A 26,621-nucleotide genomic window follows, 5' to 3' on the forward strand; every position below is an offset into this window, starting at 1 on the left:
GTTTATTTCCTTTCTATTTATTCAAGTAAAGTTTTCTTATTTCTTCACTTTTACCACAGGTCATAGTACCTTCTGGACATACTTCTCTCACACAACTAGGTCCACTAAATTTAAATAATACGGGTGCTACACTTTTTACTTCCTTTAGCATTTTTGCAGCCATAATTCTAATTTCCCATTGTGCTCTATTACAGCATCTCTCATTAAAAAAATGCATAAGCTCCCTAGCATTCATGGTTACTATGATTTTGGTTTCACAAGCATTTGGAAATACATATCTAGCATCTTCAATAGCCTTCTTTTCAGCTTTATTTAAGAGCAAAGTCATATGTTTATCATCTAATTCCGTCTTGTTTTTTTTAATATAATCTCCTTTTAATTCATCAAAAGCTGATTTTTTTAATAGTTCAACTAATTCATCATAAGACTTTTGATCTTGCTCCATAGTTTTCACAAAAATTTCCTTAGCTTTTCTATTTTTCTCAATCTCTGGAGGTATTATGTATTGAAATTGACTAAGCTTTACATATCTTTGACTTTGCTGAGAATATGATGCAAGTCTATGTCTTACCAATTGATGGGTTAAGCTTCTTGAGACCCCTTCTATTGCAAAAGTAAAAGAAACATGTTCAATAGGAGAATGATGTCCATAAGACATCAACATTTCTATAAATTTAGCTATATTTGTCTTATCTAAATTCTCCATAATATTATCTACTCCACTAGGGCTATAACAAAGTTTTGCTGCCGCAGCTATAACCTTTTCTGGATTTGGAGTATACTCTATTAAATTTATTTTTAATGTCATCTTTTATTCTCCTATCTTAATTTTAATAATCTTATCAAGTAAATAATTTATCCTATCATTTTGTTCTGTTAAATATAAATATCCAAAAATAGCCTCAAATCCCGTAGCTGATCTATATTCGCATAAATCTGCATTTTTAGGTACTGTACCAGATTTAGAATTTCTTCCTCGTTTATAAATAGATAATTCTTCTTCGTTCAAAGAATCCAACAGCTTTTTTATAAATTCACTTTGAGCATGAGCTTTTACAAAAGAAACAGCTTTTACATGCAGTTTATGAACATGGGTAGTTCTATTTTCATTTACAATATAAGCTCTTATAAATAATTCATAAATCGCATCGCCTACAAAAGCAAGTACTAACGGATTTAAATTTTTTGCTTCTTGCTTAGTAAAACTATTTCTCAATAAATTAAACTCCATATTTACACCTCTTAAATTATGCCTTTTTCCATCGTACACCTTGCGGAGTATCTAAAAGTATTATACCTTTATCTTTTAGGTCATCTCGTATTTTATCTGCAAGTGCAAAGTTTTTTTCTTTCCTAGCCTTTTGCCTTTCTTCAATTAATTTTTCTATTTCTCTTTCTAAATCAACTTTTGTGGATTTTTGAAGTATTCCAAGAGGTTTCCCTAATTCTCTAATTAATGAAATGGAAGCTTCTACAATTTCTTTAGAAGAATTAATATCTAAATTAGAATTTACATCTCTAACTATATCAAATATTACAGAAATTGCATCTGCGGTATTAAAATCATCATCCATCTTTTCAATATATTTGTCTCTATAGGATTTTAAATTATCTAAATATTCCTTTTCATCATCCTTTAGCTTACTTACAGTGGATTTTTCAAGTAAACTTTCTAGATTGTAGATAGAATTATATACTCTATCAAGAGCTGATTTACTGGATTCCAATAATTCAGGACTATAGTTTAATTGTGTTCTGTAATGGGCACTTAACATAAGAAATCTTATAACCTCATAATCAAACTTTTCAAGAGCATCTCTTGCTGTCAAAAAATTATTTAGAGATTTTGACATCTTTTGATTGTTAACATTTAAATAAGCAGAATGCATCCAATAATTGGCGAATTTTTTACCATTTCTACTTTCACTCTGTGCAATTTCATTTTCATGGTGTGGGAAAACTAAATCCATACCACCAGCATGGATATCTATGGTATCTCCTAACAACTTATGAGCCATACAAGAACATTCTATATGCCACCCTGGTCTACCTGGTCCCCATGGACTTTCCCAAGCAGGTTCGCCATCTTTTTGTTTTTTCCATATAGCAAAATCCATAGGATTTTTTTTCCTTTCATCCACATTTATTCTTACGCCGCTTTCCAATTGCTCGAGATCTTGCCCAGATAACTTACCATAATCCTTAAATTTCTCAGTACTAAAATAAATATCCCCATCAACTTCATAAGCATATCCTTTATCTACAAGATCTTTAACAAAACTTATAATATCATAAATAAATTCTGTAGCTCTCGGATTTGCAGTTGCCCTTTCTATGTGTAGGCCATCTGCATCTTTATAATATTCAGAAATAAATTTATCTCCCAATTCTTTAATACTTATTCCATCCTGATTTGCTTTATTTATCATTCTATCATCAATATCAGTAAAATTTTGTATAAAACTCACTTTATAACCTTTATACTCAAAATATCGTCTCACTGTATCAAATATAATAAAAGTTCTTGCATTACCTATATGAAAAAAATTATATACTGTAGGTCCACAAACATACATTTTAACTTCCCCAGGATTAATTGGTACGAATTCTTCCTTTTCTTTAGACATTGTATTAAATATTTTCATACTTTACCTCCTAATTTTATATAGCTATTAAAACCGTTGAAATATTAGGAATTAATATTATTATTACCATTATTTATTTTAACTATATAAACATTGCTGTATTTTATCTATTTAAAATTTATTTTATCCATGGTACGATTATAGCATTACAGCTATTTCATAGCAAAGATTAAATCACTTTATAACCTAAAATAATCTATATTTTATATATTAATTATTTAAAACTATATATTTTATAGAGTAAAAAAGCTCACCCTATAACAATAAGGGCGAGTTAAAAGTCTCTACTTTCTAAAATTATATATATTTTTAGGTTTAAACATCTAAACAATTAAAGTTATCAAGTATTTTCTCTCCTAAAAATAAATCTTCTGGAGTAGTAATTTTTATATTTGTATAGCTGCCCTCATATAAAAATACATCATATCCATATATTTCAGCTGTCATAGTATCATCTGTTACAGGTATATTTTTATTCATAACACTTCTGTGGGAGTTAATTATTACATTCCGTTTAAAACTTTGTGGTGTTTGAACACAAAATAATTTATTTCTATCCAATGTAGACTCTGAAAATCCATCATCATTTTTAACTTTAATTGTATCCTTGGGTCTTACTCCACAAGCACAAGCTCCATATAAATTTGCATACTTTACACCATCATTTATAATCTTTTGACTGACAAATGGTCTTGCACCATCATGAATAAGTACTATATCACATTTATCAGTGGCATTTAATCCATTTAATACTGATTGTTGTCTAGTATTTCCACCACATACTATTTTCTTAACTTTATCAAAAGAATATCTTAATACTATTTCACTTTTACAATATTCCAATTCTTCCCTTGCTGATACTAATATTATGGTATCAATATATTTATTTTTTTGAAAAGCCTCTAAAGTATATGACAGCAAAGGCCTATCTTTTATTTTAAGAAATAGTTTATTTATTTTTTTACCCATTCTGGTTCCTTTTCCACCTGCTAATATTATAGCACAGTTTTTTTCCATCCTATATAACTCCTCATTGAACTCTACTTAAATTTTCTTTCTGCTTTGCAAATATCATTCTTCCTGCCGCAGTTTGAAGAACGGATGTAACTGCAACGTTAAGTGTTTCACCAATATGCTTTCTGCCACCTTCTACAACTATCATCGTACCATCATCTAAGTATGCTATTCCTTGTCCTGATTCTTTACCATCCTTTATAATAGTAATTATCATTTCTTCTCCTGGCAAAACTACAGGCTTTACAGCATTGGCAAGTTCGTTTATGTTAAGTACAGGAACCCCTTGAAACTCAGCTACTTTATTTAAATTATAATCATTAGTTATAACTTTACCACTCATAACTTGTGCTAATTTCAAAAGTTTGCTATCCACTTCTTCAATTTCCGGAAAATCTTTTTCATATATCTGTACTTCAACATTTAATTCCTTTTGAATTTTATTTAATATATCTAATCCTCTTCTTCCTCTGTTTCTCTTAAGCGCATCTGATGAATCGGCTATATGTCTAAGTTCTTGTAATACGAAATTCGGTATTATAAGAGTACCCTCAATAAATCCTGTTTGACAAATATCAAATATTCTTCCATCAATTATTACTGATGTATCTAAAACCTTTGCTCCTGCTTTAGCAACAACTTTACTCTTTTTTTCCTTACTTATTGCTACTTTTCTTGCGTTAGAAAAAAATAATACTATTTCTTCTCTTTTCTTTATTGAAATATCGGCTACAAAAGCAGCTACTATAAGACATATTATCACTTCTACAAAAGTCCATAATATAGATGTTCTTGGGAATAGGCTTACAAACATAGCGGATATAAACAAACCTACAACAGCTCCTGCTGTACCGAAGAGAATTTCTGAAATTGGTACCTTTTGCATATTAGTTTCAAAATAATCCATTGCTTTTGTAATTCCCCTAACAATCCAAGGTGATATAAAGAAAAATATTAATCCAACCACTAAAATACATAAAATTGAAAATAAGACCCTTTGAATCACACCACTTTTAGCTATTATTAAATTGAAATAATTTATTTTTAATAGTCCTTCACCCAGAATATAACCAAATACAAGTCCAATTAAGGTCAAAAGCCCTCTCAATAATTTTTTTAACAAAAATTCCACCTCCCTTATAATTATTACCAATTACTAATTTTTAAATTCATATATAAAAATAACTTTTCTTATTACTATATTATAACAAAAAATTATTTTCAAGAAAAGTAAACGTTTTGTATAAAATATTAAATTTTTCTAATTAATTCATATGCCGTATTTAAATCTAAATTAAAAACTAACATTATTTCTCCTACTAACATATTTTCCGCTTCCTCTAATATTTTTTCTTCTCCAGGGGGCATCACTTCTTTATCTTTCATATAATATAAATCTCTTATAACTTCAGCTATTTTCAATATATTCCCTGTATTTATTTTTTTTCTATTTCCTCTATACCTTTTATTCCAATCACTATTTATCTCAGTTATATCATCTTCTATTATTCTTAAGGCACAATTTATTTTATCTTTACTAGATAGCTCTCTTATAGGATACATACTTATTCTCTCTTTAGGTATATAGAATTTCATACCATTAACTACAAAAGTTATAACTATATAATTATACGTTTTACCATATAATTCCCTATCTTCCATCGAAGTGACAATTCCAGCTCCGTATTTAGCAATAAATGTATTTTCACCAACTTTTAGCATACAAATCCCCCTATCAATAAAAGTACTCTTGATTTATTATATAGTTGTACTTAAGAATTTGTACTATACTTTTATTGACAAAATTGTATTAAAAAATCTATAATCATTTTAGGGATATTAATTATTTATAGGGGAGATGAGCTTAATGAAAGATATAATTTTTGATGATTTTCAAAATAATGTTGATGAATCATTAATAAGACATAGAAGTCTGCTGGATATCATGACTAAATTACAGGAATCGGAAAGTAGAATAAATAGAGCTATAGCAAAATCTGTTACTAATTGTGGATGTATAAGTGTAGAAGCTAAAAAACAAAAACTCCCGAGTAAAGACTCTGACTTAAACATTGAAAATTTAAGTCAATGTTTACAAACACACATAAAAGGAAAGCTATGTGAAAATTGCAGAGATATAATAGAAAGTGAGATTGGAACTAATTTATTCTATTTGACTTCTCTTTGCAATACATTAGGCCTTAATTTATATGATATTTTATTAAAAGAATATGATAAAATTAATACTTTAGGCAAATATAATCTAAGATAATATTCATGGAGTTATACAAGTATATGGTATAACTCTTATTTTTATCAAAATTGCTTATTTAAAATAAATTGTTCTCTAAGTCTCCTAAGTCCATTTTTTATTGCCTTTGCTCTTGCTTCACCTATTCCCTCTACGTTATCCAACTCTTCATAAGAGGCTTCCATAACAGCCTTTAATTCTTTAAAATGTTTAACTAAATTTTCTATTACATTACTTGGTATTCTAGGTATCTTATTTATCATTCTATAACCTCTAGGGGAAATAAGTGTATCAACCAATGGGACTCCTTGATATCCTATTAGCTTTGATATTATGTCTAAATCTAAAAATTCATCCGAATTCATACTCTGTATAACTTTCTGTACTTCTTTATAATCAACATCATCTTCACAATAATCTCTTATAAGAAGCATTCCATCTTGCTCTACATTTTTAGCCAATTCATTTAACTGCATTGAAATAAGTCTTCCTTCATTTCCAAGTTCACATATATACCTCTCAATTTCTGATACTATTCTCATAACCATCTCTGTTCTTTGAATGGACGTTACTACATCAAAAAGAGTAGCTAAATCTTGAAATTCCAATAAGTTTAAATTCGTTACAACTCTATCTAAAACCGATACATATTTTTCAAGAGTTTGTAATGCCTGGTTAGCTTTGCCTAATATAATACTGCTATCTCTAAGTACATATTTTATATCATCTTTATAGATAGTTATTACATTCCTTCGCTGAGATATGGCTACTACTATATTCCCAGTTTGTTTTGCAACCCTATGTGCAGTTCTATGTCTTGTTCCCGTTTCAAAAGTAGGTATTGATGAATCTGGTATAAGCTGAACATTTGCACTTAATATTTTTCTTAAATCCGAACTTAAAACTATGGCTCCATCCATTTTGGCTAATTCATATACATAAGATGGACTATACTCTGAATTTATTTTAAATCCTCCATCCATTATACTTAAAATTTCTGAATTATCACCTAATACTATTAATCCACCAGTCTTTGCCCTCAAAATATTTTCTAATCCTTCTCTTAATGGAGTTCCTGGTGCCATCATTTTTAAAACACCCATAAGTTCTTTGTCTTTTTTTAATCTTAATTCATTCACCTTATATCACCTTATCTAAAATACTTTATTTATAACTTCTCTCAATGAAGATACTCCAATTACATTTATATTATTCCTTTTTATTTTTTCTCTATTTCTTTTAGGAATTACGATATTTTCAAATCCCATTTTTTCTGCCTCATTTACAATTCTATCACAATATGAAATAGGTCTTATTTCTCCTGTAAGTCCTATTTCTCCGATTGCTATCATTCTATCTATATTTATACTTCTGCCTTTTACACTTGAAATTAAGGCCAGAGCTAATCCTAAATCAGCAAAAGTTCCAGTTATATTCAAACCACCAACTACATTAACATAAACATCACAATTATAAAAAGATATTTTTAATTTTTTTTCTAATACGGCTAGTATCAAATTAAGTCTTGAAGAATCAATACCAACAGCCGTTCTTCTTGGCATAATAGCTTTGGTTTCACTTACTAAAGCTTGAATTTCAACTAGAATAGGTCTAGTTCCTTCCATAATTCCTATTACAATAGATCCTTCTTGTTTGAAACTAGTTTCTTCCAAAAAAACATTAGAGGGATTATTTACTTCTACAAGACCTTCCTCCTCCATTTCAAAAACACCAATTTCACTAGTAGTCCCAAAACGATTTTTTATAGTCCTCAATATTCTAAACTCTTCAGTTCTCTGACCCTCAAAAGAAAGAACACTATCAACCATATGTTCTAGTACTCTAGGTCCAGCTAATTCACCTTGCTTTGTAACATGCGCCACTATAAAAAAAGAAATCCCCTTAATTTTACCTGTTCTCATTATTTCATTGGCACATTCCCTAACTTGTGATACACTTCCCGGAGCAGAAGTTATGGAAGGTTTGAAAATTGTTTGAATTGAATCAATAATAACAAATATAGGTTTTAATTGTTCTATTTGATTTAGAATAATGTCCATATTGATTTCAGAAAAAACAAATAAATTACTAGAGATTATACCCAGTCTATCGCTTCTCATTTTGATTTGCTCTTCGGACTCTTCCCCTGATACATATAATACCTTTCCATATTTTTCAGCAATATTATTAGCCGTTTGCAACAATAAAGTCGACTTACCAATACCAGGTGCTCCTGAAATTAATGTTAATGATCCTTTTACTAAACCTCCACCTAATACCCTGTTTAATTCTTTTATATCAGTATCATATCTCTCATGTTCTCCCGATTTTATATTAACTATACATTTAGACTCATTATTTTTATCCAAAAATACATTATTCTTATTTGATTTTGCTAACTCCTCTACAAAACTATTCCAATTTCCGCAACTAGGACACTTACCCATCCACTTCAAAGATTCATATCCACATTCCTGACATATAAAAGTAGTTTTATTTTTAGGCATTAATACACCTCCTATTACTACATAAAATATTATACAATATTTTCACGTCTTTGTTATCTATTAATTAAAAACTTTTCTGAATTTTATCTTATATCTAGAAATTCTATATAAAATAAATTTATAGAAGATTATACAATCTACAGTAAAAATATAAAAGCTTAAAAGAAAAGGCAGAGAAACCTAAGTAAACTCTGCCTAATACAATTTAAGCTTTAGAAAATTCCAACTTATTGTCATTAACAGTAACTGAAACACTATCTCCCTTACTAAGTGATCCATTTAATATTTCTTCTGATATTTTATCTTCAACTATCTTTGTTATAGTTCTTCTTAGAGGTCTTGCTCCATAAGTCGGATCAAATCCTTTTTTAGCTAATAGCTTTTCTGCCTCTTCTGTAAACTTAATATTGATATCCTGATCACTCAATCTAACACTTACAGATTGTAACATAAGTTTCACAACTTCCTGTAAATCTTCTTCTAAAAGTTGATGGAATACAATTATGTCATCAATTCTATTTAAGAATTCCGGTCTAAAAGACCTCTTTAATTCTTCCATAACATTTTCTTTCATTTTTTCATATTCATCTTCTACTTCATTATTATTCACAGCAAATCCTAAGGATTTCTGTTTTTTAATAGTTGAAGCCCCCACATTTGATGTCAAGATTATTATTGTATTTCTGAAATTAACAGTTTTTCCTTTACCATCTGTTAATCTTCCATCCTCAAGAATCTGAAGTAAAATATTAAATACATCTGGATGAGCTTTTTCTATTTCATCAAATAGTACTACTGAATATGGCTTTCTTCTAACTTTTTCTGTTAACTGTCCGCCGTCATCAAAGCCTACATATCCTGGAGGTGATCCAATTAATCTTGAAACAGTATGTTTTTCCATGTATTCAGACATATCTATTCTAATTATACTGTTTTCATCACCAAACATAGCCTCTGCTAAAGCTTTTGACAATTCTGTTTTTCCTACACCTGTTGGTCCTAAAAATATAAATGAACCTATAGGTCGCTTTGGATCCTTCAATCCCACTCTTGCTCTTCTTACAGCTCTAGACACTGATTTTACTGCCTCATTTTGTCCTATTACCCTCTTGTGAAGTATTTCTTCCAGTTTTAATAATTTTTCTGATTCTTTTTCAGTAAGCTTTTCAACTGGTATATTAGCCCACTTTGCTACTACAGCAGCTATTTGTGCTTCAGCTACAATATGGTTTTTCACATCTTTTCTATTTTTCCAATTCTTTTTAAAATCCTCTATTTTTTCTTTTAATTCTTTCTCTTTATCTCTAAGCCTTGCAGCTTTCTCAAAATCCTGTAATCTTATAGCATCTGCTTTTTCTTTTTCTGTTTTTTCCAGTTCTTCTTCTTGATTTTTTAAATCTGGTGGTGCAGTAAGATTTTCTATTCTAACTTTTGCTCCAGCCTCATCAATTAAATCTATTGCCTTATCCGGCAAATATCTATCTGTAATATATCTATCTGATAAATTTACTGCTGCTTCGAGAGCATCATCTGTAATTTTAACTCTATGATGAGCTTCATATTTATCTCTCAGGCCCTTTAATATAAGAACAGCTTCTTCTTTAGATGGTTCCCCAACAGTTACTGGCTGAAATCTTCTTTCTAATGCAGAATCTTTTTCTATATATTTTCTATATTCATCAATAGTTGTAGCTCCAATACATTGTATTTCACCTCTAGCCAAAGAAGGTTTTAGTATATTAGATGCGTCTATAGCTCCCTCAGCACCTCCAGCTCCAATTATAGTATGAATTTCATCGATAAAAAGAATTACATTTCCAGAGTTTCTTATTTCAGTCATAACTCTTTTTAACCTTTCTTCAAATTCACCTCTATATTTTGAACCAGCTACCATAGAAGATATATCTAAAGTAATTACTCTTTTATCTTTTAATATTTCTGGAATATTCCCGGATACAATTCTCTGTGCTAGGCCTTCTGCTATAGCCGTTTTACCAACACCAGGATCACCAATTAAGCAAGGATTATTTTTTGTTCTTCTGCAAAGTATCTCTAAAACTCTCTGGGTTTCACCATCTCTTCCTATAACTGGATCAAGCTTTCCCTCGGCAGCCATTAATGTAAGATCTCTTCCAAATTGGTTTAATGCAGGAGTAGAATTATTTGTTGAATTAGAAGTCTTATTATTTGAAACATTACCCTCTCCAGCAGCTAATTTTTCTAAAATTTCTTTTCTTAATCTATCAAAATCAGCATTTAAATTTCCCAGTATTGTAAAGGCCACGCCTTCTCCTTCTCTTATTAAAGCTAACAGTATATGTTCTGGACTTATATAATTGTGATTTAAATTTGTAGCTTCAAGGGCACTAATTTCTAATAACCTTTTAGTCCTTGGAGTTAATGGAACTTCATTTCTATATAAATCCACATCTCCTTTGCCTTCATATTCAGCAATTAAATTTCTTACGGCATCAATTGTTATACCTAAATTATTAAGTATCTTCTTTGATATTCCATTTTCTTCTTTTAATATACCAAGAAGTATGTGCTCAGTCCCTATATATCCATGTTGAAACATTTGAGCTTCTTCTTTAGCATAAAACAATACTTTTTCTGTTCTTTCATTAAACCTATTGCTAAACATATTATTCACCACCTAATTTAATTTTTTTCTAATATAATCTGCTCTTTTTATGTTTAAGTCTTTTTCATTTAGTTTATTTTCATATATAATACTAAGTGTAGCGGATTGAGTGTTTACTAGCAAGTCATTAAGTAAATTTTTATTTATTTCTTTAATAATTCCCATTTCCACTCCCATCCTTACATCGGACAATAACTTTAAGCATTCTTTTGAATCCATAATTCTAGCAGATTTTAAAATACCTAATGATCTAAATATTTTATCCTCTAATTCATAATTATATTTATTTAGTGCTTGTTCTCTTGAAAGTTTTTCTTGATTAATAAGTTGATTTACAACTGCTTTTAAGTTTGATAAAATATCTTCTTCACTTATTCCAAGTGTTGTTTGGTTAGAAATTTGATATAAATTACCATATGCTCCAGAACCTTCTCCATATAAACCTCTAATTGTCATTCCAACTTGAGTTAATGCATTCAATACTCCATTAATTTGATTATTCATCGTAAGAACAGGCAAATGTATCATTACTGAGGCCCTAAGTCCAGTTCCAACATTCGTAGGACAAGCTGTTAAATATCCTAATTTTTCATCAAAAGCATATTCTATCTTTTCTTCTAAAAGATCATCAAATTTATTTGAATAATTTAAAATTTCTTCTAGATTAAACCCAGAACTTATACATTGCAATCTTATATGATCTTCTTCATTTATCATAATACTAACTGTTTCATTACTATCTACAATAAAAGCCGACTTATCTTTATTATCTATCAATTTATTACTAACTAGATGTTTTTCTATAAAAGATTTATTGTAAATTTTATCATAATCCCATAAATGTATACTCTTAAACTCATTATTTATATGAGAAGATGTAAAAAAGGCATCTTCTACATGATTTACAATTTCTCTAGCTTTATTTGCATCAAGACTATCTGGAAATGGTTCATTTTTAATGTTTCTAGCCAATCTTATTCTACTACTTATAACTAAATTATCAGGGCTATCATCACATTTTAACCAATTCTGCATATTATATACCCCCTCTCTTATTTATTATCTTCTAGTGACCTAATTTTATCTCTAATTTTTGCCGCTTCCTCATAATTTTCAAGAGCAATAGCTTTTTGTAAATCTTCCTTTAAATTTATTATTCTCTTTCTTTCAATTATTCCCTTTCCAGATTTTTTAGGTATTTTGCCAACATGTTCTACTTTTCCTTGTACTCTATATATAACTGGATTTACAGTAGAATTAAAATTTTTATAACATTCACTACATCCCAATAATCCAGTTTTTTTAAATTTATCTAAAGTCATACCACAATTCTGACATCTTACCTGAGACTCTTTATAGACATTTGGGGTATCAGTCATATAATTCATAAGTCCACTTAGTATATTTTGAAGTGAAAAAGGTGATATTATTCCTATTTCTCCTGAAACATTAAATCCATCAAATTCTTTAGCACAATTTTCACATAAACAGATTTGTTGTTTATTACCATTTACAATTTTAGTTATAAAAAAAGTAGCTTCTTTCTTTTTACACATTTCACATAACATACCTTTTCAATCCTTCCCTATAATGAGAAATTTATATACTATCATTATATATTTTATTCCATTAACTGTAAACCTACAACATTATAGCCACTATAGTAGCTTTTAAAATTTCAGCTCTGACCTTATTTCTTAAATCATTAACTATTGACAAAGTCCTATCATTTATAGCTAATTTTAATATATTTACTTCTCTATTGGATATAATATCTGCATCTTTTAAAGCTTCAATAATTTGTACTCCTTTACTATAAGTTATGTTATTACCTATCTTTTCTATAATAACATCGGCAAGCGGTTTATTTTCGATGTATTCTATTTTTTTTATACGAATACATCCTCCCCCACCTCGCTTACTTTCAATATAATATCCTTTCTCCGTAGTAAATCTCGTCGTTAATACATAATTTATCTGAGAAGGTGCACAACTAAATTGATTAGCTAATTCATTTCGCTGTATTTCCAATTCATTTTTATCTGCTTCTGCCATCATTTCTTTTATAAAACTTTCTATAATGTCAGATAGCCTTATCATAGAGCATCCCTCCTGTTACAGATTTAATTATCTTTGACTTTCTTTGACTTTTATTTTATTATACATCCAATTTATAAATTTATCAATAATATTTTTGAACTTATATTGTAATATTTTTTTAAAATTTTTATAAGTTTTGCCAATAAACTCTAAATATTGTTTTTATATTCATTATCATTTCTCTGCGCTTGTATATAGTAATTACCATCCTCACTTTTACCACTGTCTGTTACTATAAAATCTTTATATTTTAACATACTCTTAATTAAATCCATATTTTTTTCATCTAAATAATCTATAGTTATTGTAAATTTATCATTCATCCCAACGATACCTATATAATCATATATATTTCCATAATCATTTAGGGTAATAAAACCTTTAACTTCTAATTTATATTCTGACATTAGGAACTCTCCTTTAAAGATTTTATTTTATTTTTTGTTATATTTCTAAAAATATGCCTGGAATGATTTTACTAAAAAAACGTTAATTACACAAATGTAATTAACGTTTTTTATCAATAATTATATTATACTCAAAAAATAAAATGGCTCCGCGAAAAGGATTCGAACCTTCAACCTATCGGTTAACAGCCGAGTGCTCCACCGTTGAGCTATCGCGGATCATTGTGAACCCAGCGTCGACCTACTCTTCCACAGGGCTTCCCCTGCAGTACCATCAGCACATTAGAGCTTAACCTGCCTGTTCGGAATGGGAAGGAGTGTTACCTCTAAGTCATAGACACTGGATATATTAAGTTAAGAGTGAATAGTTAAAAGTTGAGAATTATTGATGAAATTCCTATGGAATTCCTTTAATTTAATCTTTTAAAACTCCTTGGGAGTTTTTTCCTAAACTCTTAATTCTTAATTTTTAACTAAAAAATTATACTCTCAAAATTGCATAGTAACTGGTAAAGTAATTTTATTTCTTCGTTTTATTTTGGTCAAGCCCTCGACCTATTAGTATCAGTCAGCTGAATACATTACTGCACTTACACCTCTGACCTATCAACCTGATGTTCTTTCAGGGGTCTTACTAGCTTACGCTATGGGAAATCTTATCTTGAGGTGGGCTTCACGCTTAGATGCTTTCAGCGTTTATCCCTTCCCGACATAGCTACCCAGCTGTGCCACTGGCGTGACAACTGGTGCACCAGAGGTCAGTCCATCCCGGTCCTCTCGTACTAAGGACAGCTCCTCTCAAATTTCCTACGCCCGCGACGGATAGGGACCGAACTGTCTCACGACGTTCTGAACCCAGCTCGCGTGCCGCTTTAATGGGCGAACAGCCCAACCCTTGGGACCTACTTCAGCCCCAGGATGCGACGAGCCGACATCGAGGTGCCAAACCTCCCCGTCGATGTGGACTCTTGGGGGAGATCAGCCTGTTATCCCCGAGGTAGCTTTTATCCGTTGAGCGATGGCCCTCCCACGAGGAACCACCGGATCACTAAGCCCGACTTTCGTCCCTGCTCCACTTGTTTGTGTCGCAGTCAGGCTCCCTTTTGCCTTTGCACTCTTCGCGCGATTTCCAACCGCGCTGAGGGAACCTTTGGGCGCCTCCGTTACTTTTTAGGAGGCGACCGCCCCAGTCAAACTGCCCATCTAGCAATGTCCCGTGACCAGCTTCATGGCCTCCGGTTAGAATTCCAGTACTGTCAGGGTGGTATCCCAAGGTCGACTCCTCAGCAGCTGACGCCACTGTATCCCAGTCTCCCACCTATCCTGTACAGACAATACCGAAACTCAATGCTAAACTACAGTAAAGCTCTACGGGGTCTTTCCGTCCAATCGCGGGTAGCAAGCATCTTCACTTGCACTACAATTTCGCCGGATTCGTTGTTGAGACAGTGCCCAAATCATTACGCCATTCGTGCGGGTCGGAACTTACCCGACAAGGAATTTCGCTACCTTAGGACCGTTATAGTTACGGCCGCCGTTTACTGGGGCTTAAGTTCACCGCTTCGATTACTCTTACGGATCCCCTTAACCTTCCAGCACCGGGCAGGCGTCAGCCCCTATACATCAGCTTTCGCTTTAGCAGAGACCTGTGTTTTTGCTAAACAGTTGCTTGGGCCTATCCTCTGCGGCCTGCTAAAAGCAGGCACCCCTTCTCCCGAAGTTACGGGGTCAATTTGCCGAGTTCCTTAACAACGATTCTTCCGATGGTCTTAGGATTCTCTCCTCACCTACCTGTGTCGGTTTGCGGTACGGGCACCTTTTTCCTTGATAGAGGCTTTTCTTGGCAGTGTGAAATCAGATACTTCGCTAAAAATTAGCTCCCCATAACACCTTGACTAATCAGGCGGATTTGCCAGCCTGCACGTCTTAGTGCTTAGACGCACATCCAATAGTGCGCACATCTTATCCTTCTGCGTCACCCCATCTCTCATAACGGAGAAAGGTGGTATCGGAATATCAACCGATTATCCATCACCTACGCCTTTCGGCCTCGGCTTAGGACCCGACTAACCCTGAGCGGACGAGCCTTCCTCAGGAAACCTTAGGTTTTCGACCACTAAGATTCTCACTTAGTTCTCGCTACTTATGCCAGCATACTCACTCCTGCACTGTCCACCGCTCCTTACGGTACGACTTCAACCGGTGCAGGAAGCTCCTCTACCGCTCTTACGAGCCCATAGCTTCGGTGGTAAGTTTTAGCCCCGGACATTTTCGGCGCAGGATCTCTTGACTAGTGAGCTATTACGCACTCTTTAAATGAGTGGCTGCTTCTGAGCCAACATCCTAGTTGTCTTAGAAATCCCACATCCTTTACCACTTAACTTACACTTTGGGACCTTAGCTGATGATCTGGGCTGTTTCCCTTTTGACTACGGATCTTATCATTCGCAGTCTGACTGCCGAAATAAAAGTATATGGCATTCGGAGTTTGATAGAGTTCAGTAACTGTTGTCAGCCCCTACCTCATTCAGTGCTCTACCTCCATAACTCAATTAATCGACGCTAGCCCTAAAGCTATTTCGAGGAGAACCAGCTATCTCCGAGTTCGATTGGAATTTCTCCGCTATCCACAGCTCATCCCATGGTTTTTCAACACCAATGTGGTTCGGTCCTCCACGGAATTTTACTTCCGCTTCAACCTGGCCATGGATAGGTCACCCGGTTTCGGGTCTACAGCATGCAACTAGTCGCCCTGTTAAGACTTGGTTTCCCTTCGGCTGCGCACCATAAGTGCTTAACCTTGCTGCATACCGTAACTCGCTGGCTCGTTCTACAAAAAGCACGTCGTCACACATAAAAAGTGCTACGACCGGTTGTAGGCACACGGTTTCAGGTTCTATTTCACTCCCCTTCCGGGGTTCTTTTCACCTTTCCCTCACGGTACTGCTTCACTATCGGTCACTAGTTAGTATTTAGCCTTGGGAGGTGGTCCTCCCAGCTTCCCACAAGGTTTCACGTGTCTCGTGGTACTCTGGATTAGATCTTGCAATTTTCTCTTTTAACCTACAGGACTATTACCTTCTGCGGTAGAGCTTTCCAGAACTCTTCGGTTAAGATATTATGCAGTGATGATCTATCCACAACCCCAGGGACAAAGTCCCTGGTTTGGGCTGATTCCTTTTCGCTCGCCGCTACTAAGAAAATCGATATTTCTTTCTCTTCCTCCGGGTACTTAGATGTTTCAGTTCCCCGGGTATGTCTCCATATACCTATGAATTCAGTATACAGTACATGTCGTTAAACATGTGGGTTGCCCCATTCGGAAATCTCCGGATCACAGGCTATTTGCGCCTACCCGAAGCTTATCGCAGCTTGTCACGTCCTTCTTCGACTTCTAGTGCCAAGGCATTCACCATGCGCCCTTTGTAGCTTGACCTTGTTACTCTTTTAGGCGTTAGCCTTTTAGAGTTTAGTCTTTATTTGTTTTAATTTCAATCTTTCGATTAAAATCATATTATACAAAGGATTATTTTTTACTTTACTTTGTTTCTCTATGCAATTTTCAAAGTACAATTTATTTTGGATATTACTCCAAAATGGTGGGCTTAAATGGACTCGAACCATCGACCTCACGCTTATCAGGCGTGCGCTCTAACCAGCTGAGCTATAAGCCCATAAATGGTGGAGATAAAGAGATTCGAACTCTTGACCCTCTGCGTGCAAGGCAGATGCTCTCCCAGCTGAGCTATACCCCCATATTACTATTGAGAATTAATATATAATATTAATCTCTCAAAATTAAACAGAGATAAGAGTAAGCAACCAGTGTATACAACAGTTATCCTGCTGCAATTACTCCTTAGAAAGGAGGTGATCCAGCCGCAGGTTCTCCTACGGCTACCTTGTTACGACTTCACCCCAATCACTAATCCCACCTTCGGCCGCTGGCCCCATAAAGGTTACCTCACGGACTTCGGGTGTTACCAGCTCTCATGGTGTGACGGGCGGTGTGTACAAGGCCCGGGAACGTATTCACCGCGACATTCTGATTCGCGATTACTAGCAACTCCAACTTCATGCAGGCGAATTTCAGCCTGCAATCCGAACTGGGATGAGTTTTCAAGTTTAGCTCCACCTCACGGTATTGCATCTCGTTGTTCTCACCATTGTAGCACGTGTGTAGCCCTAGACATAAGGGGCATGATGATTTGACGTCATCCCCGCCTTCCTCCCGGTTAACCCGGGCAGTCTCACTAGAGTGCTCAACTTAATGGTAGCAACTAATGATAAGGGTTGCGCTCGTTGCGGGACTTAACCCAACATCTCACGACACGAGCTGACGACAACCATGCACCACCTGTCTTCCTGCCCCGAAGGGCTTCACGTATCTCTACGCTATTCAGGAGATGTCAAGTCTAGGTAAGGTTCTTCGCGTTGCTTCGAATTAAACCACATGCTCCGCTGCTTGTGCGGGCCCCCGTCAATTCCTTTGAGTTTTAATCTTGCGACCGTACTTCCCAGGCGGAGTACTTATTGTGTTAACTGCGGCACAGAAGGAGTCGATACCTCCTACACCTAGTACTCATCGTTTACGGCGTGGACTACCAGGGTATCTAATCCTGTTTGCTCCCCACGCTTTCATGCCTCAGCGTCAGTTACAGTCCAGAAAGCCGCCTTCGCCACTGATGTTCTTCCTAATCTCTACGCATTTCACCGCTACACTAGGAATTCCGCTTTCCTCTCCTGCACTCTAGATACCCAGTTTGAAATGCAGTCCCCAGGTTGAGCCCGGGGCTTTCACATCTCACTTAAGTATCCGCCTACACATCCTTTACGCCCAGTAAATCCGGACAACGCTTGCCACCTACGTATTACCGCGGCTGCTGGCACGTAGTTAGCCGTGGCTTCCTCCTTTGGTACCGTCATTATCGTCCCAAAAGACAGAGCTTTACAATCCGAAGACCGTCATCACTCACGCGGCGTTGCTGCATCAGGCTTTCGCCCATTGTGCAATATTCCCCACTGCTGCCTCCCGTAGGAGTCTGGACCGTGTCTCAGTTCCAATGTGGCCGATCACCCTCTCAGGTCGGCTACGCATCGTCGCCTTGGTGAGCCGTTACCTCTCCAACTAGCTAATGCGCCGCGGGTCCATCTCAAAGCGGATTACTCCTTTAATTAAAGCTCCATGTGAAACTTTAATATTATGCGGTATTAATCTCCCTTTCGGGAGGCTATTCCCCTCTTTGAGGCAGGTTACCCACGTGTTACTCACCCGTCCGCCGCTAGAAACCCGAAGGTTTCTCGCTCGACTTGCATGTGTTAAGCACGCCGCCAGCGTTCGTCCTGAGCCAGGATCAAACTCTCAATTTATAAGTTTGATGTTAGCTCATCGCTTCTCTTCTCAATGAAGAGTTTGTTACTCTCAATTTTAATTTCTTAAAATCTAAAGAATTGCTGGTTTACTTACTATTCTTATACTCTGTTTAATTTTCAAAGATCATTATATCTACTTGCGACTGTTATAGTCTATCAAAATAATCATTTGATGTCAACTACTTTTTAATAACTTTTTATTATTAATCAGAAAGTTGTTCTCTCTCCAAACGACAAGTAGTATTCTATCATAAATAAATATATATGAATAACACATATCTCTTATTTTTTGTGTTTATCTCATGTAATCTTATAATTTCTCATCAATACTTGATTTTTCTTATACAGATACACTTGGTAGCGTTTTTTTTATTTCTTATTAATAAATTTATACATATTGATCCTCTTTATAATTTTAATGTTAAAATTATAATTACTTTCTCCAAAGTAATAAATATTTATGAACTTTAATATCCATTTAATTATTAAAAATTAGATTTCAATAACTATTTTTAGTTTTAGAATAATCAAAAAGCCGCTTCACAATGCATATACATCTCATATAAAATAAAGCTGAAATTTTTAATTTTGTAAAAAAATCACTCTTTAACAGAGGATGAGATAGAACAAATTATTGTAAAATCAATATTATATAAAATAAAAATATGACTCTATAAAAAAATCAGCCTATTAATAGGCTGATTTTTGGTGGAGATAAAGAGATTCGAACTCTTGACCCTCTGCGTGCAAGGCAGATGCTCTCCCAGCTGAGCTATACCCCCATATGGTGGACCTTCAGGGACTCGAACCCCGGACCAACCGGTTATGAGCCGGTTGCTCTAACCAACTGAGCTAAAGATCCTTAATCACTTATTAATAAGCTAAATGTAAAGCCACAATATTTATCATAAAACAAAGTATATTTTCCAATTACCAAACAAAGCAACAATAATATATACCTTTAAAATAACTATTAGACTTAAAATGCAAATCACATTTTCATGTGCTACAAGCTCATTACAGTAATCAATTATATATGGATTGATGTATTTTGTCAACTGTTTTTTTAAATTATTTTATTTAATAATTTATCTATTTCATTTTTTTCACAATTTCTTTAAATTTATTCCCTCTCACTTCAAAATTAGGAAACATATCAAAACTTGCACAAGACGGTGAAAGCGTAACTATATCACCTTCGCTAGCTTCATTTTTGGCAGTATTTATAGCTTCCTCTAATGTATTAACTTTAATTATAGGAATATACATTTGTCTTTTATTCATCACTTGACTAAATGTGTTTTCTATCTTATCTTTTGTATTACCTAAAAGTATAAGTTTTTTAATCATACTTAGTCCTTGTTCAGCTAACGGTTCAAAAGGAATATTTTTATCATATCCACCAGCAATTAATATAACTTTCCTTTCAAAGGCTCTTAAACTTGCTAATGTTCTAGTAGGACTAGAAGCGATAGAATCATTATAATATTTAACTCCATTAAGTTCCCTTACAAATTCAGCTCTATGCTCCACACCAGAAAATGTAGTTGCTATTTTTTTCATAGATTCAATACTAGCATCATCTACAGTAGCACAAAAAGCTGCTAAAAAGTTCTCCACATTATGCATTCCTTTTATTATTATATCTTCTTTATTGCAAACGAACTTTTGTAATATATATAGTTTCCCATCACTAAAATATGCTCCATTATTTATTCTACATTTTCTACTAAACTCCATAACTTTTCCTTTTGCTTCATTTATCATGTAAGCTGTAATTGCATTATCTCTATTTACTACAAGTAAATCATCTTTATTTTGAAATCTATATATATTTTTTTTTGCATTTACATATTCATCCATATCCTTATGGATATCCAAGTGATTTGGACTTAAATTTGTTATAACAGATATTTGAGGAGATACATCCATAGTCATAAGTTGAAAACTTGACAATTCCAAAACTACCCTATCCTTTTCACTTATATCTGTAATATTCGCAAATAATGGAGTTCCTATATTTCCTCCCACCCATGTTTTGTAACCTTCTTCTTTAAGGATATTATATATCAAAGTTGTAGTGGTAGTTTTACCATCACTTCCTGTAACTCCAATAATTTTAGCAGGGCAATATTTAACGAACTCTTCCATTTCGGAAGTTATATATGCTCCACTTTTTTTTGCTTTAACCAATGCAGGACTATCTATTCTCATAGAAGGAGTTTTAAATATTACTTTATACCCTTCAAGAAAATCCAAATAATTTTTCCCGAGAACCAATTTCACTCCTCTTTGAGTAAATTCATTAACAGCATCACCTATCTCATCTTTTGTTTTTTTATCAAAAGCTGTTACTTCAGCTCCCAATTCTAACAAAAAATTAATTAGAGGTCTATTGCTTATACCGATTCCTACAACTGCAGTTTTTTTATTATTTATAAACTTTTTAAAATCATCAAAATTTCTGCTCATAATTACCCCCGAAAATATTATTTATAAGCTATCTTATTTAAATTATAACACTAAAAAAATTTTTTTAAACAAAACTAATATTTTATTATAAATATATCATATAATTTATTGAAATTAATTATAATAAGTGATGCTTAATGTCTTTTTTATCATTAATACTTTCGAGCCCATTAATATATATATCTTATTCCAAAAATCATAAGGCAGAAAATTTTTATGTAACAAAACTTATTTTTATATGGCTAATAAGCCAAGTATATATAACCATAAATTATAAAATTCCATTTCCCATGGGTGTAATAATAAATATAATATTAATTTCTAATTCCAAGTATAATAGAAATTCAAAATATACTGCCTTACTAGTTGGAATTATTAGTTTAGTAATAAGTAATTGTATAAGTCTATTATATAACTGGTAAAATCATTAATATTAAAATTGTGTGAATTTATTTAATTTTTCAACTTCATTGCATTGTATTGCAAAATTCGACTTTATTATGGTATACTATGCATGTGCCGTAAGGAAAACATTAATATAATTCCCCAAGTTTTAATTGAACATATAACATATCCCCATGATTAAACCCTATTTAGTCGGATTTTGTATCCGGCTCTTTTTTTATTTATAATCTTTATTGAAATTAATATAAATTTTTACACATTTTTAAATTTATATAGATTATTTATCAAATTATAATACATTTTAAAATCCAAATAAAAAGCACCATGAAATTTATCCTGATACATTATTTCATAGTGCTTATACTTACATTCTAAAAACTCAATTTATCTTCTATAAATTTTTCTAAATCTTCTATTTTTATTCTTACTTGCTTCATAGTGTCTCTATCTCTGACAGTAACAGACTCATCCTCTAGAGTATCAAAATCTATAGTTATACAATAAGGAGTTCCTATCTCATCTTCTCTTCTATATCTTTTACCTATACTTCCAGCTTCATCATAATCCACATTAAATGTTTTACTTAATTTATCATATACTTCCATAGATTTATCTGAAAGTTTCTTACTAAGCGGAAGTATTGCTGCTTTAAATGGTGCTAAAGCTGGATGTAAATGTAGAACAGTTCTTGTCTCTCCACCTTCAAGCTCTTCTTCATCATAAGCATCTACTAAAAATGCCAATGTCACTCTATCTGCTCCTAATGATGGTTCAATAACATAAGGTATATATTTTTCATTAGTAGATGGATCCAAGTAGTTTAAGTCTTCTCCTGAATGATCCATATGCTTAGTTAAGTCATAATCAGTTCTATCTGCTATTCCCCATAATTCTCCCCATCCAAAAGGGAATTTATATTCTATATCAGAAGTTGCCTTACTATAAAAAACCAATTCTTCTGGGGAATGATCTCTAATTCTTAAGTTTTCCTTATTAGCACCTAAATTCAATAAAAAGTTAAAGCTATAATCTTTCCAATAATTGAACCACTCTAAATCAGTTCCTGGCTTGCAGAAAAACTCCAATTCCATCTGTTCAAACTCTCTTGTTCTAAAAGTAAAATTCCCAGGTGTAATTTCATTTCTAAAAGCCTTACCAATTTGACCTATACCAAAAGGAACTTTTTTTCTTGAGCTTCTTTGAACATTTTTAAAATTTACAAATATCCCCTGAGCTGTTTCCGGTCTCAAAAATATTTCAGATTTAGCATCTTCTGTAACTCCCTGAAATGTTTTAAACATTAAGTTAAATTTTCTTATATCAGTAAAATTACTTTTACCACATTTAGGACAAACTATGTTGTTTTTCTCTATATAATCCTTTAACTCTTCATTTGTAAAACCATCAGCACTTACATCATCTATGCCTTGTTCTGCCATATGCTCTTCTACAAGTTTATCAGCTCTAAATCTTGATTTACAATCTTTACAATCCATAAGTGGGTCCGAAAATCCACCAACATGACCTGAGGCTACCCACACCTCACTATTCATGAGTATAGCACAATCAATTCCAACATTATAGGAACTTTCTTGTATAAATTTTTTCCACCAAGTTTTTTTCACATTATTTTTAAGTTCAACTCCTAAAGGACCATAATCCCAAGAATTTGCCAATCCTCCATATATATCAGACCCAGGAAATATAAATCCTCTATTTTTTGCAAGTGAAACTATCTTATCCATTGTTTTTTCAAAAGACATACATAAAACCTCCTAAAATATTTTAGAATAATTACAAAAGGACTACTACCATCAAGGGACGAAATTAAATTCCGCGGTTCCACCCTTGTTGGCATTAGCCCTACTTTATCCTTTTCTTACACTCAAAAGTTCCATTCAATTTAAAATTCTAGTCATTTCCAGCATACATGACCTCTCTAAAAGAATTTTAAAAATACTTTTCTTAATCATTGTGCATTTATTATACTAGATTAAACCTTATAAAATTAATCTAGATGGTTTTTAGATTTAAAACATACAAAAAATAAAAATGGCTCCGCGAAAAGGATTCGAACCTTCAACCTATCGGTTAACAGCCGAGTGCTCCACCGTTGAGCTATCGCGGATTATTTTTTGAGTAACACTCTCGCCACTCACATATATTATTATAACAATATATTCTAAAAAAGCAAGGATTATTTTAAAATTTTTATAACTTTTTATTTAGTCTAAAAATAACTGTTGCCCATAAGATATATGTACTCAATAAAAATTTAAAATAACAATATTTAATCTTCAAAATAACTACATAAAATAATGCCTAGACTTTCATGGAAGTCTAGGCATTATACTGATACAATAATTGTATAAGACTGTCACTAAGCTAATGGCTTCATTGTTGGGAACAATATTACATCCCTTATAGAATAAGCATCTGTTAGGAACATTATAAGTCTATCAATACCTATTCCAAGTCCACCTGTAGGCGGCATTCCAATCTCCAAAGCATTAATAAAATCATCATCCATCATATAGGCTTCATCATCACCTAGTTCTCTTTCTCTAAGCTGCTGTATGAATCTATCCTTTTGAACTATTGGATCATTAAGTTCTGAATAGGCATTACATATTTCTCTTCCAAATACAAAACCTTCAAATCTTTCTGTAAACTCTTCATTACCTCTCTTTTTCTTAGTGAGTGGTGATATTTCTACTGGATAATCACATATAAAAGTAGGTTGTATAAGTTTATCTTCACAATAATCTTCAAAAAGCTGATTTAAAATATCTCCTTTTGTACAATCTTCAAGCTTCTTTTTAAGTTCAAGTCCTTTTTCCTTAGCTATAGATCTTGCTTCCTCGTCTGTATTAATATTATTAAAATCAACAGATGAATACTCTTTAACTGCATCTACCATAGTTATTCTCTTCCATGGAGGTTTAAAATCTATTTCAGTACCTTGATATGTTACTTTAGTGGTACCAAGAACTTTTTCACAAACATAGGCAACCATATTTTCTGTTATTTCCATCATATCATTGTAATCAGCATAAGCTTCATATAATTCTATTGCAGTAAATTCAGGATTATGTCTTACATCAATTCCTTCATTTCTAAAATTCTTACCTATTTCATATACTCTTTCAAAGCCACCAACAATAAGTCTCTTTAGATATAATTCTGTAGCTATTCTAAGATACATATCTATATCTAATGCATTGTGATGAGTATTAAAAGGTCTAGCTGCCGCACCACCTGCTATAGGTGATAGTATAGGTGTTTCAACCTCAAGATAATCTCTATTGTCCAAAAATTCTCTTATAGCTTTTATAATAGCTGTTCTTTTAAAGAAAGTATCCCTTACTTCTTTATTTATTATAAGATCAACATATCTCTGTCTGTACCTCAAATCTGGATCTTTCAATCCATGGAACTTTTCTGGAAGAGGTTTTAAAGACTTAGACAGCAGTTCAAAGTCTGTAATATGTATGCTGACTTCTCCTGTTTTTGTTTTAAACACTGTACCCGTTATAGATACAAAATCTCCTATATCAAAAGTTTTATAACTTTTAAGTTTTTCTTCCCCTACATCATCTATCTTTATATACAGCTGTATCTTGCCATATCTATCATAAATATCTGAAAAGCCTGCTTTTCCATGTACTCTTTTGGACATAAGCCTTCCTGCAACAGTTACAGTTTCTCCTTCAAGTTCATCATAATTTTCCTTTATTTGTTCTGACGTATGACTCCTGTCTACAGTATAAACATCAAAAGGATCTTTACCTGCTGCTTGAAGATCAGATAACTTTTGCCTTCTTTCTTTCAATAAATCATTCATCTCAGCTTCTGCTTTAGCTTGAAGCCTCTGCATTTTAATTTCTTCTTTTGTCAATGACTTTTTTTCATTTGACATTACTATACCTCCAATTATGGTCTACTTATTTCCAATATTTCAAATTTATTAATGCCATCCGGAACTTGAACCTCTACTATTTCTCCAACCTTTTTGCCAATTAATGCACTTCCTATTGGCGATTCATTAGAAATCTTATTTTTAAGTGGATCAGCTTCTGCAGATCCTACAATTAGGAAATCGACTTCTTCATCAAATTCATAATCTTTAACTTTAACCAAACTTCCCACATTAACTTTATCTTTTGGTATATCTGCTTCATCTACTATAGTAGCATTTTTAAGCATATTTTCTAATTGTATAATTCTTCCTTCAAGGAACGCCTGATCGTTTTTTGCTTCATCATACTCAGAGTTCTCACTTAAATCACCAAAAGAAAGTGCTACTTTTATTTTTTCAGTAACTTCTTTTCTTTTTGTGGTTTTAAGATATTCTAATTCCTCTTCTAATTTTTTCAATCCCTCATAGGTCATAACATATTTTTTTGCTTCACTCATTTTATTTCTCCCCTTTTAATTTCATAAACTGCCCTAATATTATTATAGGTAACACAATTATAAATAACAAATAAATCCTACTCAGTTAAAATTGTACTTTTACTAAGTTTAGATAGATTATTCATTAATTTAATATTATTATATTTACTTTTATAAATATTGAAATACTATATCAGTTAGCTCAAGAATAAAATAAAAGACTACCAATCTGTAGACGTAGCCATTTAAGTAATTATAAAACAGCCTATTTGCATTGTCAATATAACTACTCCAGACCATTTCAAATATTAATTTTATTTTATAAATTGTATTCATATTATTTATGTTTTATAACACCTGTATTTATAAAAATATTTAAACTAATACATACAATAATTTCATAACTAA

18 protein-coding genes, 6 tRNA genes and 3 rRNA genes are annotated in these 26,621 nt (G+C 32.6%); 1 reads left to right on the plus strand and 26 read right to left on the minus strand.

The annotated features are described in order from the left end of the window. Positions 1-13: 13 nt before the first annotated feature. The 6 genes from thyX to CLPA_RS18010 form a co-directional block, all read right to left on the minus strand. Complete coding sequence (gene thyX / locus CLPA_RS17985) at positions 14-808, minus strand: FAD-dependent thymidylate synthase (protein WP_003447958.1); 795 nt, start codon at positions 806-808, stop codon at positions 14-16. Between the two features lie 3 nt (positions 809-811). Continuing rightward, positions 812-1,231 carry a Mini-ribonuclease 3 gene (locus CLPA_RS17990; RefSeq protein ID WP_003447957.1) on the minus strand — a complete coding sequence of 140 codons (420 nt, stop codon included), beginning with the start codon at positions 1,229-1,231 and terminating at the stop codon, positions 812-814. Between the two features lie 16 nt (positions 1,232-1,247). Further along, positions 1,248-2,645: a cysteine--tRNA ligase gene (cysS, locus tag CLPA_RS17995; protein WP_003447956.1), complete on the minus strand. Its 1,398-nt coding sequence runs from the start codon at positions 2,643-2,645 to the stop codon at positions 1,248-1,250. A gap of 315 nt (positions 2,646-2,960) precedes the next feature. Next, positions 2,961-3,662, minus strand: a complete 702-nt coding sequence (ispD, locus tag CLPA_RS18000) for a 2-C-methyl-D-erythritol 4-phosphate cytidylyltransferase (RefSeq protein WP_003447955.1) — start codon at positions 3,660-3,662, stop codon at positions 2,961-2,963. A 13-nt stretch (positions 3,663-3,675) separates the two neighbouring features. Continuing rightward, on the minus strand, positions 3,676-4,782 hold the full coding sequence (locus CLPA_RS18005; RefSeq protein WP_003447954.1) for a PIN/TRAM domain-containing protein: 1,107 nt from the start codon (positions 4,780-4,782) through the stop codon (positions 3,676-3,678). A 128-nt stretch (positions 4,783-4,910) separates the two neighbouring features. Continuing rightward, positions 4,911-5,381, minus strand: a complete 471-nt coding sequence (locus tag CLPA_RS18010) for a CarD family transcriptional regulator (RefSeq protein WP_003447953.1) — start codon at positions 5,379-5,381, stop codon at positions 4,911-4,913. 145 nt (positions 5,382-5,526) lie between these two features. Here CLPA_RS18010 and CLPA_RS18015 point away from each other — a divergent pair, with 145 nt between their 5' ends. Beyond that, a complete protein-coding gene (locus CLPA_RS18015) occupies positions 5,527-5,931 on the plus strand; it encodes a nucleoside triphosphate pyrophosphohydrolase family protein (protein WP_003447952.1) in 405 nt (134 codons plus the stop codon). Positions 5,932-5,975: 44 nt separating this feature from the next. Here the strand turns inward: CLPA_RS18015 and disA are convergent, their stop codons facing one another. The 20 genes from disA to greA all read right to left on the minus strand — a co-directional run bounded on the left by disA (position 5,976) and on the right by greA (position 26,234). After that, on the minus strand, positions 5,976-7,049 hold the full coding sequence (disA, locus tag CLPA_RS18020) for a DNA integrity scanning diadenylate cyclase DisA (protein ID WP_003447951.1): 1,074 nt from the start codon (positions 7,047-7,049) through the stop codon (positions 5,976-5,978). 15 nt (positions 7,050-7,064) lie between these two features. Beyond that, positions 7,065-8,417, minus strand: coding sequence for a DNA repair protein RadA (radA, locus tag CLPA_RS18025; protein ID WP_003447950.1), 1,353 nt, complete (start codon positions 8,415-8,417; stop codon positions 7,065-7,067). Positions 8,418-8,622: 205 nt separating this feature from the next. Then, a complete protein-coding gene (locus tag CLPA_RS18030; RefSeq protein WP_003447949.1) occupies positions 8,623-11,061 on the minus strand; it encodes an ATP-dependent Clp protease ATP-binding subunit in 2,439 nt (812 codons plus the stop codon). Between the two features lie 12 nt (positions 11,062-11,073). Next, positions 11,074-12,096: a protein arginine kinase gene (locus CLPA_RS18035; protein ID WP_003447948.1), complete on the minus strand. Its 1,023-nt coding sequence runs from the start codon at positions 12,094-12,096 to the stop codon at positions 11,074-11,076. Between the two features lie 17 nt (positions 12,097-12,113). Beyond that, positions 12,114-12,629, minus strand: a complete 516-nt coding sequence (locus CLPA_RS18040; RefSeq protein WP_003447946.1) for a UvrB/UvrC motif-containing protein — start codon at positions 12,627-12,629, stop codon at positions 12,114-12,116. A 73-nt stretch (positions 12,630-12,702) separates the two neighbouring features. Then, entirely contained in the window at positions 12,703-13,161 is a 459-nt protein-coding gene (locus CLPA_RS18045) for a CtsR family transcriptional regulator (protein ID WP_003447944.1), read from the minus strand. Positions 13,162-13,310: 149 nt separating this feature from the next. Continuing rightward, on the minus strand, positions 13,311-13,568 hold the full coding sequence (locus tag CLPA_RS18050) for a hypothetical protein (RefSeq protein ID WP_003447943.1): 258 nt from the start codon (positions 13,566-13,568) through the stop codon (positions 13,311-13,313). Positions 13,569-13,712: 144 nt separating this feature from the next. Continuing rightward, positions 13,713-13,787 (minus strand) — tRNA-Asn (locus CLPA_RS18055). Between the two features lie 9 nt (positions 13,788-13,796). Continuing rightward, positions 13,797-13,913: ribosomal RNA gene (rrf, locus tag CLPA_RS18060) — 5S ribosomal RNA — on the minus strand. 193 nt (positions 13,914-14,106) lie between these two features. After that, a 23S ribosomal RNA gene (locus CLPA_RS18065) occupies positions 14,107-17,004 on the minus strand. Between the two features lie 161 nt (positions 17,005-17,165). Continuing rightward, positions 17,166-17,242: transfer RNA gene (locus tag CLPA_RS18070), tRNA-Ile, on the minus strand. Between the two features lie 5 nt (positions 17,243-17,247). Further along, positions 17,248-17,323 (minus strand) — tRNA-Ala (locus CLPA_RS18075). Between the two features lie 108 nt (positions 17,324-17,431). Further along, positions 17,432-18,938: ribosomal RNA gene (locus tag CLPA_RS18080) — 16S ribosomal RNA — on the minus strand. Together the 16S, 23S and 5S rRNA genes with 3 tRNA genes alongside form the textbook arrangement of a ribosomal RNA operon. A gap of 709 nt (positions 18,939-19,647) precedes the next feature. After that, positions 19,648-19,723 (minus strand) — tRNA-Ala (locus tag CLPA_RS18085). A gap of 3 nt (positions 19,724-19,726) precedes the next feature. Continuing rightward, a tRNA-Ile gene (locus CLPA_RS18090) sits at positions 19,727-19,803 on the minus strand. A 230-nt stretch (positions 19,804-20,033) separates the two neighbouring features. Further along, positions 20,034-21,413: a UDP-N-acetylmuramoyl-L-alanine--D-glutamate ligase gene (murD, locus tag CLPA_RS18095; RefSeq protein ID WP_004455600.1), complete on the minus strand. Its 1,380-nt coding sequence runs from the start codon at positions 21,411-21,413 to the stop codon at positions 20,034-20,036. A 776-nt stretch (positions 21,414-22,189) separates the two neighbouring features. Then, positions 22,190-23,581 carry a glycine--tRNA ligase gene (locus tag CLPA_RS18105; RefSeq protein ID WP_004455598.1) on the minus strand — a complete coding sequence of 464 codons (1,392 nt, stop codon included), beginning with the start codon at positions 23,579-23,581 and terminating at the stop codon, positions 22,190-22,192. Between the two features lie 290 nt (positions 23,582-23,871). Next, positions 23,872-23,946, minus strand: a tRNA-Asn gene (locus CLPA_RS18110). A 252-nt stretch (positions 23,947-24,198) separates the two neighbouring features. Continuing rightward, entirely contained in the window at positions 24,199-25,737 is a 1,539-nt protein-coding gene (gene lysS, locus CLPA_RS18115; protein WP_034830616.1) for a lysine--tRNA ligase, read from the minus strand. Between the two features lie 14 nt (positions 25,738-25,751). Next, positions 25,752-26,234, minus strand: coding sequence for a transcription elongation factor GreA (gene greA / locus CLPA_RS18120; protein WP_004455596.1), 483 nt, complete (start codon positions 26,232-26,234; stop codon positions 25,752-25,754). Positions 26,235-26,621 lie beyond the last annotated feature (387 nt).

The sequence above is a fragment of the Clostridium pasteurianum DSM 525 = ATCC 6013 genome (assembly GCF_000807255.1).
GTDB lineage: Bacteria > Bacillota > Clostridia > Clostridiales > Clostridiaceae > Clostridium_I > Clostridium_I pasteurianum.